At 30.4% G+C, this 13,723-nt stretch carries 15 protein-coding genes, 2 riboswitches and 1 other annotated feature; of the genes, 4 read left to right on the forward strand and 11 right to left on the reverse strand.

Features of this window, described 5'->3' with window-relative positions:
• Positions 1-103 precede the first annotated feature (103 nt).
• The 5 genes from B2694_RS10470 to serS all read right to left on the reverse strand — a co-directional run bounded on the left by B2694_RS10470 (position 104) and on the right by serS (position 5,424).
• Complete coding sequence (locus tag B2694_RS10470; protein WP_346885686.1) at positions 104-1,306, reverse strand: bifunctional 3,4-dihydroxy-2-butanone-4-phosphate synthase/GTP cyclohydrolase II; 1,203 nt, start codon at positions 1,304-1,306, stop codon at positions 104-106.
• A 27-nt stretch (positions 1,307-1,333) separates the two neighbouring features.
• Positions 1,334-1,990 (reverse strand): riboflavin synthase, encoded by a 657-nt coding sequence (locus B2694_RS10475; protein WP_346885704.1) that lies wholly within the window; start codon positions 1,988-1,990, stop codon positions 1,334-1,336.
• A complete protein-coding gene (ribD, locus tag B2694_RS10480) occupies positions 1,975-3,084 on the reverse strand; it encodes a bifunctional diaminohydroxyphosphoribosylaminopyrimidine deaminase/5-amino-6-(5-phosphoribosylamino)uracil reductase RibD (RefSeq protein WP_346885687.1) in 1,110 nt (369 codons plus the stop codon). Before ribD ends, B2694_RS10475 begins: the two co-directional genes overlap by 16 nt.
• 333 nt (positions 3,085-3,417) lie before the next feature.
• Positions 3,418-3,533, reverse strand: a riboswitch (FMN riboswitch).
• Between the two features lie 191 nt (positions 3,534-3,724).
• Positions 3,725-3,955: a hypothetical protein gene (locus B2694_RS10485; protein ID WP_035133802.1), complete on the reverse strand. Its 231-nt coding sequence runs from the start codon at positions 3,953-3,955 to the stop codon at positions 3,725-3,727.
• 194 nt (positions 3,956-4,149) lie between these two features.
• Positions 4,150-5,424, reverse strand: a complete 1,275-nt coding sequence (serS, locus tag B2694_RS10490; protein ID WP_346885688.1) for a serine--tRNA ligase — start codon at positions 5,422-5,424, stop codon at positions 4,150-4,152.
• 80 nt (positions 5,425-5,504) lie between these two features.
• Positions 5,505-5,704, reverse strand: a binding site (T-box leader).
• 211 nt (positions 5,705-5,915) lie between these two features.
• Between serS and B2694_RS10495 the strand changes: the two genes are divergently transcribed.
• The 4 genes from B2694_RS10495 (at position 5,916) to B2694_RS10510 (ending at position 8,760) form a co-directional block, all read left to right on the forward strand.
• Positions 5,916-6,209 carry a metallophosphoesterase gene (locus B2694_RS10495; RefSeq protein ID WP_346885689.1) on the forward strand — a complete coding sequence of 98 codons (294 nt, stop codon included), beginning with the start codon at positions 5,916-5,918 and terminating at the stop codon, positions 6,207-6,209.
• Complete coding sequence (locus tag B2694_RS10500) at positions 6,206-7,429, forward strand: bifunctional metallophosphatase/5'-nucleotidase (protein ID WP_346885690.1); 1,224 nt, start codon at positions 6,206-6,208, stop codon at positions 7,427-7,429. The genes B2694_RS10495 and B2694_RS10500 overlap by 4 nt, the downstream gene beginning before the upstream one ends.
• A 127-nt stretch (positions 7,430-7,556) precedes the next feature.
• Positions 7,557-7,766: a cold-shock protein gene (locus B2694_RS10505; protein WP_035133808.1), complete on the forward strand. Its 210-nt coding sequence runs from the start codon at positions 7,557-7,559 to the stop codon at positions 7,764-7,766.
• Positions 7,767-7,977: 211 nt separating this feature from the next.
• Positions 7,978-8,760: a 3'-5' exonuclease gene (locus B2694_RS10510; protein WP_346879635.1), complete on the forward strand. Its 783-nt coding sequence runs from the start codon at positions 7,978-7,980 to the stop codon at positions 8,758-8,760.
• A 3-nt stretch (positions 8,761-8,763) separates the two neighbouring features.
• Here the strand turns inward: B2694_RS10510 and B2694_RS10515 are convergent, their stop codons facing one another.
• The 6 genes from B2694_RS10515 to thiS form a co-directional block, all read right to left on the reverse strand.
• Positions 8,764-9,597, reverse strand: a complete 834-nt coding sequence (locus B2694_RS10515; RefSeq protein ID WP_346885691.1) for a deoxyribonuclease IV — start codon at positions 9,595-9,597, stop codon at positions 8,764-8,766.
• A gap of 159 nt (positions 9,598-9,756) precedes the next feature.
• Positions 9,757-10,347, reverse strand: coding sequence for a thiamine phosphate synthase (locus B2694_RS10520; protein WP_346885692.1), 591 nt, complete (start codon positions 10,345-10,347; stop codon positions 9,757-9,759).
• The gene (gene thiH, locus B2694_RS10525) at positions 10,332-11,435 is read right to left on the reverse strand and encodes a 2-iminoacetate synthase ThiH (protein ID WP_346885693.1); all 1,104 of its coding nucleotides are present in this window, start codon (positions 11,433-11,435) and stop codon (positions 10,332-10,334) included. Before thiH ends, B2694_RS10520 begins: the two co-directional genes overlap by 16 nt.
• A gap of 39 nt (positions 11,436-11,474) precedes the next feature.
• Positions 11,475-12,245: a thiazole synthase gene (locus B2694_RS10530; RefSeq protein ID WP_346847546.1), complete on the reverse strand. Its 771-nt coding sequence runs from the start codon at positions 12,243-12,245 to the stop codon at positions 11,475-11,477.
• A 1-nt stretch (position 12,246) separates the two neighbouring features.
• Positions 12,247-13,053 carry a sulfur carrier protein ThiS adenylyltransferase ThiF gene (gene thiF, locus B2694_RS10535; RefSeq protein WP_346885705.1) on the reverse strand — a complete coding sequence of 269 codons (807 nt, stop codon included), beginning with the start codon at positions 13,051-13,053 and terminating at the stop codon, positions 12,247-12,249.
• A gap of 73 nt (positions 13,054-13,126) precedes the next feature.
• Positions 13,127-13,321 carry a sulfur carrier protein ThiS gene (gene thiS / locus B2694_RS10540; protein ID WP_346885694.1) on the reverse strand — a complete coding sequence of 65 codons (195 nt, stop codon included), beginning with the start codon at positions 13,319-13,321 and terminating at the stop codon, positions 13,127-13,129.
• A 215-nt stretch (positions 13,322-13,536) separates the two neighbouring features.
• Positions 13,537-13,635: riboswitch (TPP riboswitch) on the reverse strand.
• Between the last annotated feature and the right edge of the window lie 88 nt (positions 13,636-13,723).

The following is a 13,723-nucleotide window of genomic DNA, read 5'->3' on the forward strand; positions in this document are numbered from 1 at the left end:
AATTTGTACTAAATCATAGATTTAGAGTAGCTTTCAATATGAAGCTCCTTTTCACTTCGTTCAAATGAGTAAGTGCGACTAACTAAATCATAGATTTAGAGTCTTACTTATAATTAAGTATGTGGTCCATTTTATTTTGTTTAGTTTTTAAATAAAATTCATTATCTTTATTGTAATTGATTTGGATTGGTACTCTCTCTACCACCTCAATATCATATCCATCTAACCCTTTAATTTTCTTGGGATTATTAGTCATAAGTCTAAGTTTTTTAGCTCCTAACTCTCTAAGAATTTGAGCTCCTATTCCATAATCTCTAAGGTCTGCTGGAAATCCAAGCTTAATATTTGCCTCTACTGTATCATATCCATGGTCTTGTAAATCGTAGGCCTTTAATTTATTTATAAGTCCTATGCCTCTTCCCTCTTGTCGCATATATAAAAGTATCCCGCAACCTTCTTCTTCAATTCTCCTTAAAGCTTCCGCCAATTGCTCTCCACAATCACATCTATTAGATCCAAGGACATCTCCTGTTAAGCATTCAGAATGAAGTCTTGTTAGAATTGGTTTATTCTCATCAATATCTCCTTTAACTAATGCCACATGATGTTCCCCATTCAATTTATTAATAAAACCATACATTTTAAAATTCCCGTATTTTGTAGGCATATCTACTGCTACTGCTCTTTCTACTAGTATTTCTGTCTTTCTTCTATATCTTACTAAATCTGCTATAGTTATTACTTTAATATTATGTAGTTTACCGAATTCTAAAAGTTCCTCAGTTCTAGCCATAGTTCCATCTTCACTCATAATTTCACAAATTACTCCTGCTGGCTTTAAACCTGCCATTTTGGCTAAATCCACTGCTGCCTCAGTATGTCCTACTCTTTTTAATACACCTCCATCTCTAGCTTGTAGAGGAAAAATATGCCCTGGTCTTCTAAAGTCTTTTCCTATGCTATCTTCATCTAAAATCTTCTGAATAGTTAAAGCTCTCTCGTAGGCAGATATTCCTGTAGTTGTACTAATATGATCTACGGATACTGTAAATGCAGTTTCATGATTATCTGTATTTTTTTCAACCATGGGCTCAATTTTTAAATCTCTAAGTCTTTCTCCCTCCAATGGCATACATATAAGACCTCTCCCAAACTTAGCCATAAAATTTATAGCTTCTGGAGTAACCTTTTCAGCAGCCATTAATAAATCTCCCTCATTTTCTCTATCGGGATCATCAATAACTATAACCATCTTCCCTTCTTTAATATCCTTAATTGCTTCTTCAATCGTGTAAAATTCTGACATGTTTAACCCTCCCTATTTTATTTAATCTTATAAGAATCCATTTTCTTTAAGAAAGTCTTCATTAATGGAATCTTTTTTTTCTATTTTTTTATCACTTTGAAATGTTAAAAGTTTTTCTACATATTTACCTATAACATCACATTCAAGATTTACAGTATCTTCAATGGTTTTAGATAATAATATAGTTTCTTTTCCAGTATGTGGAATTATAGATACTTTAAATACCTTATCATCTACATAGGCCACAGTAAGACTTATTCCATCAATGGCAATAGAACCTTTTTCAACTATATACTGTAAAATGTTTTCCTTAGCCTCTATGGTGACCCATATTGCATTATCTTCCTTTTCCAGGGAAACAATTTTCCCAACGCCATCTATATGTCCACTTACTATATGTCCTCCAAATCTTCCTTTAGCACTTAAGGCTCTTTCTAAATTTACTTTGCTTCCAACCTTTAATTCCCCTAAATTACTTCTTCTTAAAGTTTCAGCCATAACATCAGCATCAAATATATTTCCATATATATTTGTTACTGTTAAGCATACTCCATTGGTACAAATACTATGTCCTAACTTTACATCTTCAATAACATTATTAGCTTTAATTGAAAGTATGGAAGATTTTTCTCCCTTTTTTATTCCTCTAATTTCTCCTACCTCTTCAACTATTCCTGTAAACAAGGCTTCCATCTCTCCTTCATGTATCCTTCTATTAAAATATCTTCTCCTATAGTACCTACCCTTATACTCTCTACTCCATAGGCTTCTTCTAGAACTTTTATTCCCATTCCCTCTACTGGAGTTTTAGACCTTTCTCCTCCAATAAATTTTGGTGCAATGTAAATTTGAATTTTATCTACTATTCCAGCTTTTAGGGCTTCGAAGTTTAAGGTTCCCCCTCCTTCAAGAAGAATACTATCAATGTTCATTTCTCCTAAAGTCTCCATTAATATCTCCAAATTGACTTTTTCTTCTTTAGAAGGAATGACCACCACCTCTACACCCCTCTCAGTGTAAATAGATATTTTTTCCTTTGAAGCTTTTTCCGTAGTTACTATAATAGTTCTTGCCTTTTTATCTTCTATAACTTTAGAATTTAAAGGAATTCTAAGAGAGCTATCTAAAATTATTCTTATAGGGTTTTTCCCTCCTAGTACCCTACAAGTCAACTCTGGATTATCCTTAATAACCGTATTAGCTCCAACCATTATTCCCATTAGGTCATTTCTCAAATTATGCACATTTTTTCTTGAAGCTTCTCCAGTTATCCACTTTGATTCCCCATATTGAGTAGCTATCTTACCATCTAGTGACATGGCAGTTTTCATGATTACAAAGGGTTTCTTTGTAGAAATGTACTTCATAAATATTTCATTTAAAGCCGTACATTCCTTTTCTAAAACACCTATATCTACAATTATTCCAGAGTCTCTAAGCTTTTCAACTCCTCTACCCGCCACTAATGGGTTTGGATCTAAAGCTCCAATTACTACTCTCTTTATTTTTTTCTCTATGATTTTATCTACACAAGGTGGTGTTTTCCCATGATGAGAACAGGGCTCTAAGGTCACATAAAGAGTTGCTCCCAAAGTATCTTCTTTAGCATCTTTAAAGGCATTAACCTCCGCATGGTTATGTCCATAGACCTGATGATATCCTTCACCAATAATAGTTCCATTTTTAACAATTACAGTACCTACCATTGGATTAGGATTAACCCTTCCCCGTCCCTTCTCTGCTAATGTCAAAGCCAATCTCATATAATTTTCATCCATAAAATCACATCCTTATTTAAATAAAATAAAAGCCCCAAGTATAATACCCTGGGGCTAAATTTTTATTCATATTTCTAGTAAATTTTAGTTTATTTTATAATTAATATTAANNTTAATATTAATTATAAAATAAAAAAACTCTGAAATATATATATATTTCAGAGCACATAAACTAACAATTATAGTTATATTAATAGAGTTCTTAGCTTCTCTGAAGCTTTAGAAACCGTTATCCAGGGACGTAATAGCTCTTAACTCCCACTTTAGAGAAGATAGGAATATTAGAGCTGGTAGTCATCGGATAAAATAACTATAGTAATTACTATACTTACAAATAATTTTCTCACATCCAGACTTTACTGTCGGCCTTGGAATCTCACCAAGTCATGCCAAAATGGCTCGCGGGCTATACCGCCGGTAGGGAATTTCACCCTGCCCCGAAAATTGTTATTAACTTGTCAAACTCATAATATCATCTTACATAAATAATTTCAATATATTCTTACAAATCTTTTTAATTAAAATTTTATAAACGATATTTAGTGTTATTTATCCAATAATATTTCTCGGAAAATAAACCAGAGATATTGTAATATCCCTGGTTTAATTCATTAAATATTTTCTTATTTAATTTAAACTATTACATATTCAATAAACTTAATATTTCTTGAACAGCTTGCTTAGCTTCTCTAGGTAATTTTTCTATTGCTGCATCTTGAGCCTTTGGATCATTAATCTGGGCTATCCTAATTATCTCTTGTTGTAGTCCTGGTATATTATTTACTACATTGGCTGCATTATTAAATCTAGCTGCAAAATTAGGGTCCTTCATTTTTCCCTTAATCTTCGTTATTAGCTCATAAGGATTCATTAAACTTTCCTCCCACCATCGAAATAATTCATTATAATTACATAATATTCAATAGTTGCTTAAAAGTTCTTATCTTATATTTCTTTAATTATAGTTTTAGCACTTTTAATAATTACAACCTTTTCTTTATAAGGCTCTATATCCTTAAAAATTTGATAATTATATTTTACTTATTATATATATTGTAAATCTTTCTATATTTTTTCTTTACCTATCCACTTTCTCAATATTTCTGGTACTGTAACACTTCCGTCCTCCCGTTGATATTGTTCTAGTATTGCAGGTAATAATCTGCTTGTAGCTAACCCTGATGCATTTAAGGTATTTAGATATTCTACCTTATTACCATCTTCTCTTCTAAATCTTATCATACCCCTTCTTGCCTGATAATCTCTTGCATTAGAAGCTGAACTTATCTCTTTATATTCATTCATACTCGGTATCCATACTTCTATATCATAGGTCTTCGCCATAGATGCACTACAATCTTTAGCTGCCAGCTTTACTAATCTATAATGTAGTCCTAAGCCTTTTACCAGAGCTTCAGCTTTTTTAATTAATTCTTCTAAAGCTTCATCTGAATCCTCAGGTTTTGTATATTGAAACATTTCTATTTTATTAAACTGATGTCCTCTTATCATACCTCTTTCAGATTTTCTATAACTTCCAGCTTCAACACGATAACAAGGAGTATAAGCAAACAATTTCTTCGGTAATTCTTCTTCTTTTAAAATTTCTCCTCTATAAAGATTTATTAAGGCAGTCTCTGCTGTAGGAAGCATAAATTGCATACTTTCTTTATCTTTTTTGTCCCCTACTGTAAATACTTCATCAACAAATTTAGGAAACTGACCTGCTGAAAGACCACATTGATAGTTTAATATATGTGGAGGCAGGATAAATTCATATCCGTCTTTTATATGCTCTTCTATAAAATAATTAAGTAAAGCCCATTCTAACATAGCTCCTACACCTTTATATACCCAAAATCCATTACCTCCAAGCTTAACTCCTCTTTCATAATCAATAAGCTCATGAACTTTAGCAAGTTCTACATGATCTTTAATTTGGAAATCGAAATTAGGCTTTTCTCCAAATTCTCTAACTACCTTGTTATTTTCTTTTCCACCTGCTACTACATCCTCATCGGGTATATTCGGAAGGCTTTCCATAAATGTATTTATCTTTTCTTCCATCTCTTGAAGTTTCTCATCATATTCCTTTATCTCTTTGCTAACTACTTTCATTTCTTCATATAAATCTTCTACATTTTCTCCCCTTTTCTTAAGAATAGGAATCTCTTTAGAAACCTTATTTTTGTTGCTTTTAAGCTCTTCTACCTGTATTAATATTTTTCTTCTTTCTTCATCCCACTGTAAAAGCTCTGAAAAATCTACACTATCCATTCTCTTTAAAAGTGCAGCTTTAACCTTCTCAGGATTTTTTCTAATTAAATAAATATCTATCATTTTTATTCCTCCTCTAAATGAATTCTTTAATATTAAATCTTTTTATTTTGCTGTAAATTAAAAACTCCCGCCTCTATAAATATAGAGACGAGAGCTATTATATCCCGTGGTACCACTCCAGTTGTCACATTAGTGACCTCTTTACTGTGCTTTAAGGAGCACTCCCCTCTGATTCTTCATCAGTAACTCCGAAGTGGAAAGACTATATAATATACTGATTTTCACCTATCATCAGCTCTCTAAAATATTTAAATAGTCGTAGCTTCATCATTGCTATATGATATTTAATATATATTAAACATTATTCTAGCACCTTATTCTTTCAATGTAAATATTTCTATATAATATAACTTAATAAAATTACCTTTAAATTTTACTTTTACTAGATATTTTATCTACGAAAATGATTTTATATATAAATACCATATATGTTATAGTAATATTGATGAAAATTTATAAAATACAGTTTTTTAATATAATGAGGTGACAAAATGAAAAAATTAAAAATATACTTTACATCTGATATTCACGGATACATATATCCTACAAATTATAGAGATGATACTGAAAAGAATATGGGTATATTAAATATAATTAATCAGTTTGAAAAAGATGGAAATACCCTAATCATAGATGGTGGAGATACAATTCAAGGTTCTCCTTTAACTAATTATCTAAGTAATAATGAATTTGATATACATCCACTTGCAACTGTAATGAATGAAGGTCAATACGATTATGTAACTCTTGGAAATCATGATTTCAATTATGCTATGACTATTTGAAAAAATATCTTAGCAATTTAAATGGAAAATGCCTATGCACTAATGTAGATAATATAACAAAGGAAATATGTATTTTGCCTTATGATATTAAAACTATGGAAAATGGGTTAAAAGTAGGCATAATGGGATTTACCACTGATTTTATAAACAGATGGGAAAGGCCTTTAAATATAAAAAATTTCATTATTACAGATACCTTTAAGTCAGTAAAAAAATATTATGTAGAACTTAAAAAACAATGTGATTTAGTAATAGGAGTTTATCATGGTGGATTTGAAAATGATTTAGAATCCCATGAAAAACTAAGCAACACTAATGAAAACATAGCATATAAATTGTGTCAAGAATTTGATTTTCATATTCTTTTAACTGGACATCAACACATGGAAATTCCAGGACAATATCTACATAATACCTACATAGCTCAAACCCCTCCCAACGGAACAAAATTTTTAGAACTAAACTTAGAGTTTCATGATGATTTAAGTAAAAATATAAGTTCTTCATTAAAAAAAGTAGAGCTTAATCCTAATAATGCTATGTATTATAAATTCTTAAATTTAGAAAAACAAGTTCAAAAGTGGTTGGATACACCTGTAGGATTTTTAGATATAGAACTTCAACCTAGTACTCACATAAACATGGCTACGAATGGCTCTTATTTAGCTAATTTCATAAATCAAGTACAGTTGGATGCAAGTGGTGCTGATATTTCAGTTACATCCTTTGCTAATTCAATAAAAGGTTTTAATAAAAATGTAACAGTAAGAGATATAACTTCTACATATATGTTTCCTAATACCCTAACTATCATTGAAATAGATGGGAAAACTTTAAAGCTTGCCCTTGAAAAATGCGCTAGTTACTTTGATAATATTGATGGTGAATTACAAGTATCTACCCGCTTCTTAAAACCTAAGGTAGAACATTATAACTATGACTATTTCTCAAATTTGAGTTATATCTTTGATATAAACAAAGAAGTAGGAAATCGTGTTGTTTCAATGAAATTTAAGGGTAAAGACATTTTTGATAATGATACCCTTACCCTTGCCATGAACAACTATAGAGCAACAGGTGCAGGTGGTTATGATTTCTATAGAAATTGTAGAGTAGTAGGTGAAGTCTTAAATGAAATGCCCGACATTATCATTGATTATTTTAGAGCTCACAAGAAAGTTGTAGTAGATAAAAATCAATATCTAACTGTTATTAAATAGCTTACAATCATTAACAATAAATTTATTCATCTCTTTTTATTAAGATTTATTATTATTATGTTTAAAAATCATAAATTTTTCAAATACTACACTATAAGTTAATTTACTGTTTAAGGAGGAATAATTATTGTCTAGTATAACTGGTATTGTTAAATGGTATGATGAAGGAAAGGGTTATGGATTTATTTCTTGTAATGAGGGCAATGATGTATTTGTACATCATTCTCAAATAAAAGAAAAAGGAACTAATAAAGATTTACATGAAGGTGAAAGTGTAACTTTTGATATTACTGATGGAGCTAAGGGACCCATGGCTGTGAATGTTCAAAAGCTATAACTTGAATTTAAAGGGTTATCTTAGGGTTAAATTATTTAATCTTAAGGTAGCCTATTTTTATTCTTTTTAGATAATAAAAGCTATATAATTGCTACAAATTCTGTTATTATAAATAGTTGTACGGTATTGGTTACTCTATGTTTTTTAATAATTAATCAATACATAACCAATACTAAGATAATTGATTTTATATGTTAAAAGTGGTGATATAATGAACTATATAATATTTGACTTAGAATTTAATCAAAAATATGAAGATAAAAAAGAACATTGTTTAGAAAAAAATCAATGTGTAGAAAAGAGCAATAATTTAAGTCTCCCCTTTGAAATTATTCAGATAGGAGCTTTAAAATTGAATGAAAATTTCGAAAAGATATCCACATTTAATTTTTTAATTAAGCCAACTATTCACACGACTCTACATCCTTATGTGGAAAACCTTACTAAAATAAGTAATAATGATATAAATTCTTCAGAAACCTTTCCTAATATTTACGATAAATTTACTAAATTTATTGGTGAAGAAGAAGCAGTTCTCTGTGTATGGGGGATAGTAGATATAAAAGAACTTTTACGAAATATAAAATTTCATAATATATCTACTACCTCTCTTCCACTTAAATATATCGACGTGCAAAGCCATGCATCAAAATATTTTAATAGTAAAAAAGGTATAAAAATTGGGCTTAAAAATGCAATTGAGCTTTTGGATATACCCCTTCATGGTGATTTTCATGACGCGAGTAATGATGCTTATTATACAGCAGAAGTATTAAAGATGATTTTCAATAAAAATATAAAGCCTTTATTATATACTAACCCTTCTAGAAGTACCTCTTCTGTTAAAGAAAAAGTTGATATGAATGGAGTATTTGATCAATTTAAAAAAATGTACAAGAGAAGTCTAACTAAAGAAGAAAAGTCTATGATAAGCCTTGCTTATAACATGGGTAGAACAAAACAATTTGTAATTATAAGAAAAGAAGACTCTTAGCTGCTAGCTAAGAGCCTTTCTTCTTAATATTTCTATTTCCTTGCCATACCCCTCAAGGTCATTTGGGGTTTCAAGGAAAAATGGTAAGTTGCATAATTTAGGATGATTAATAATATTAGTAATGGCTTCAATTCCTAAAGAACCTTCACCAATTTTTTCATGTCTGTCCTTATGACTTTCAAAAGGATTTTTGCTATCATTTAAATGAATTGCCTTTAATTTTTCTAATCCAATTATTCTATCAAACTCTTCTAAAACTCCATCTAAATTATTAACTATATCATATCCTGCATCATATACATGACAGGTATCAAGACACACTCCCATATGCTCCTTTAGCTCTACTCTATTAATAATTTCAGCTATTTCTTCAAAATTTCTTCCTACTTCTGTCCCCTTACCTGCCATGGTTTCTAATAACACAGTAGTAGTCTGCTGCGGCTTAATAACTGCATTAAGCATATCTACAATATAATTAATTCCAACTTCTACGCCTTGTTTAACATGACTACCTGGGTGAAAATTATATAAATTATTAGGTAAGTACTCCATTCTTAATAAATCATCTGTCATCATTTCTAATGCAAATTTTCTAGTGTTTTCATCTGCTGAACAAGCATTCAATGTGTAAGGTGCATGAGCCAATATAGTACTAAATTTATTTTCTTCCATTATTCTTAAAAGGGCAGCAACATCTTTTTCATCTATGGCCTTTGCCTTTCCACCCCTAGGATTTCTAGTAAAAAATTGAAATGTATTAGCTCCTATTGAAAGTGCTTCCTTTCCCATATTTTCAAAACCCTTGGTTGTAGACAAGTGACATCCTATATTTAACATTTTCATTACCTCCATCTTCTATTATTACAAAACTTCTAATTTTGTATTCTATTTCTATATCCCTTGTAATTTAAATTTCAATAATCTAACTTTAATACAATGATACTATAATAGAAGATATATTTGCAATGGATAATTTTTATTATTTAGAAATAGTTATTAGTATTTTAAGATTCTAACTAGATCATATACGTCTTCACAATAAAAAAATGTAGACATTAATGCTACTCCATCAGCTCCTACTTCTATAACCTTGGAAGCATTTTCTGTTGAAATTCCACCTAAAGCTATGATAGGACAAGTAACTACTTTCTTTAATTCTTGAATAAATTCAACACCCTTAGGTTTTAATCCTTCTTTACACTTGGTAGAAAATATATGAGATGCTAGTATATAGCTACACCCCTTTTTATCTGCCCTTATACCTTCTTCTAAAGAATGTACAGAAACTCCTACATTAAATTTCTTTTTATTATCTAAATTCATAAAATCTTTAAAAGATAGATGAACTGTTCTTTCTTTTACTCTTTCAAAAACTTTCATATTAGAATTTATTATTATCTCAGTACTGCCAATTACTAGCTCCTTTATTTTATAATAAAGTCTTTCTAATTCTTCATCATCTAAATCTTTTTCTCTTAATATTATTCTATCCACACCAGCCAGTGAAGCTTCTTGCAGGGTTTTAAAATATTTTTCTTCACTAACTAAATGCCTATTTGTTATTAGGTAAATCAAATTCTTTCCCAATCCTTAAATATTGGTTGAAACCCTGCTTCTATTATCATTTCTTTTATTTCTTCTACTGAACCTTCATCATTTATGGAAAATTGTGATGTACCTTTAGTTTTTAATGCATGACCTCCAACCTCTGTAGACACACCTGCACTCATCTTGGTAATTCCTAAAGGTATAAGGTTTTTTCTCATTTCATGATCTTCTCGTGTAGAAACATTTATTCCACTTTGCTGTGCAAAGATTTTATAAGCTAACATAACTTGTACCATTTTTTTATCTTCCACTGGATTTAACTCCTTTAATCCTCCCTCACAAGGTCTGATTCTTGGAGGTGAATAAGTCACTTCTACATGGGGATATTTCTTTCTAATATACTCTCCATGAAGAGCTGTGAAAAAGGCATCTCTTCTAAAATCACCTAGTCCAAGAAGAGCTCCTATACTTATACTTCTCATTCCAGCTCTTGCTCCTCTTTCTGGAGTATCTAATCTAAATTTATAATTCTTTTTAGGTCCTGATAAATGAACTCTATCATAAATTTCTTCATCATAGGTTTCTTGGTATACAGTAAGACCTTCTGCTCCCACTTCTACAGTTTTTTTATAATCCTCTTCACTTAAAGGCTGTACCTCTAAGGTTATAGATGGAAAGTATTCTTTCATTACTTTTATAGCATCTACTATATACCTAGTTGGGGAATGAATTTGACTTTCTCCTGTTAATAGAATAATGTGCTTAAATCCTTGTTTAGCAACTTCTTCTGATTCTGATTTTATTTCCTCCAAAGTTAGCTTTTTTCTATTTATAGAATTTTCAAGATTATATCCGCAATAAGAGCATTTATTAACACAATAATTTGAAATATAAATTGGAGTATATAATAAAATAGTTCTTCCAAAGTGTCTTAATGATAATTCCCTTGCCTTTACTGCCATATCTTCTAATACTTTTTCTGCTACTGGTGATAATAAATTAAGCAAGTCCTCATAATTTGGATTTTTTTCATTAATACTTCTCTCTACATCTTCTACTTTTACCCTACTCCAATATCTATCAAAGTCAAAATCCTTAAATTTTTCTATGGTACTATAAAAACTCATTTTTTCATCTCCTCAAATTTTCCGTTAGTGTAAAGTTTTTTACTCTCCTAAAAATCCTGTGAGTGGTGAGGATGCATTTCCACTTTTAGAAACAGTCCCAAATTTTGATAAATAAGCAAGTCGTCCACCTTCTACCGCCATACTAAAGGCTTTTGCCATATTAGCTGGATTTTTTGAAGAAGCTATAGCTGTATTAACAAGACATGCCGCTGCTCCCATTTCCATAGCTTCCATTGCTTGTGATGGCTTTCCTATTCCAGCATCAACTATAATTGGAATATCTAGTTCATCTATCATTATTTCAATAAGTTCCTTAGTTCTTATACCTCTATTACTTCCTATAGGTGCTCCTAAAGGCATAACCGCCGATGCTCCCGCTTCTATTAATCTTCTCCCTGCATATAAATCTGGACACATATATGGGAGTACTGTAAATCCTTCTTTAGCTAATATTTCTGTAGCTTTTATAGTTTCTTCATTATCCGGAAGCAGATACTTTGAATCCGATATAACCTCAATTTTTATCCAGTTACCACATCCCATAGCTTTGGCAATTCTTGCAATCCTAACTGCCTCTTCTGCATTAGTTGCCCCTGATGTATTGGGCAATAAAATAACATCCTTAGGTATATTAGATAAAATATCTTCTTCCTTATTATCTAAATCTATCCTTCTTAAGGCCAAGGTAATAACCTGTGAATTACTTTCACTCAAGACTTCCTTTATAAGTTTATTAGACGGATACTTACCTGTACCTACAAATAATCTATTTTTTAATTCTACTCCACCTATTTTTAACATATCTTCCATTTTAACTTTCCCCTTCTTTCAACATAATTCTAAGTGCCATATTTGCCATATGATTTGCACATATTGCTACCCTTGGTGCCATGAGTCCAGATCCTTCTTTAGCTTCATTTACTCCATCTCCACAAATATAAAACCTATCGTTTATCTTTTTAGTTTGTATATCATTAGAAGAATAAAAACCTGCCATACCTGATGATGCTATAAGGACTGATTCCTTAACTTTAGTTAATATCTCATTACACAACATTGCTTTATAATTTGCACTATCAAAAGCTTCTAACACAATATCTACATCTTCAAATAATTCTTTTATATTCTCCTTTTCTATTTTCTCAATTTTTTCATTTACCTCTATAAATGGATTTATGTCTAAGAGTTGTTTTTTTAAAGCAATAACCTTATATTCTCCTATATCTCTTATTAAGTATTGCTGTCTATTTAAATTTGATGGTTCTACCACATCAAAATCTATTATTCTTATAAATCCCACTCCTAACCGAGCTAAGGATATAGCAATATTGGACCCAAGGCCCCCTACACCCGCAATGGCTACTCTTGCCTTTGATACTTTTTCATGTACCCCTGGTGTATGCCTTGCCATCATAACACCTCTAAGTTCACTTTTACTTGGAACTTGTCCTCTCTTTATAAAAACAATGTTGTCACCTTCCTTTAATATCTTATCTTTAACTAAAGGAAATCCATTTAGTATCACCACATCACAACTAGGATTAAGCCTATCCTTTAAACCAAGACATGTTTCACCCTTATTAACTTCTTCTATGTTTTCATTAACTTTAATTTTAATTTTCTCATTCAAACAAATCCACCACTCTACATCTTTCTGTAAAAGTCTTTTGAAATATATTTATAATTTCTCTTTAGCCTCCCCCTACAAAAGATATAACTTCTATAATATCCTCCTCTTTTAAATATATTTCCCAATAATTTTCTCTTGGTACTATTTCTTTATTTAATTCCACTACTACCTTTTCTTCATTAACATCTAACTTACTTAGCAAACTGCTTATAGTAGTTATTCCATTCATATCTATGCTTTTTCCATTAACCTTCATATTTTCACCTTCTTTCAATACCTATGTACATTAACTAACTTATTTTTACAAATAAAAAACACCTAACAAATGCTAGGTGTTGAGAATCTCAATAACTCATATAACAATATCTTCTTATTTAAGTTTAGATATTAATAATTAAAATTATATCTTTACTTAAGCTTTTATAAAAATACTAATTTTGCATAAGCAAGACTTTTATTTTATATAAAAATAAGACTTATTATTTGCTTCCCTCCGATGGTACTAACCATATCAGGTTCTTAGAGTTAGGACTTTCCTTCTCAGCCAAATTGGCACCCCTAGCTATCTATTAAATTATATTTATTATAACATTGCGGATTTACAAATTCAACTATACCATTCAATAAATACCTAATTGTCTGATCGATTTTTGATAAT

The sequence above is a fragment of the Clostridium sp. UBA4395 genome (assembly GCF_002390995.1).
In the GTDB taxonomy this organism is placed as follows: Bacteria; Bacillota; Clostridia; order Clostridiales; family Clostridiaceae; genus Clostridium_J; species Clostridium_J sulfidigenes.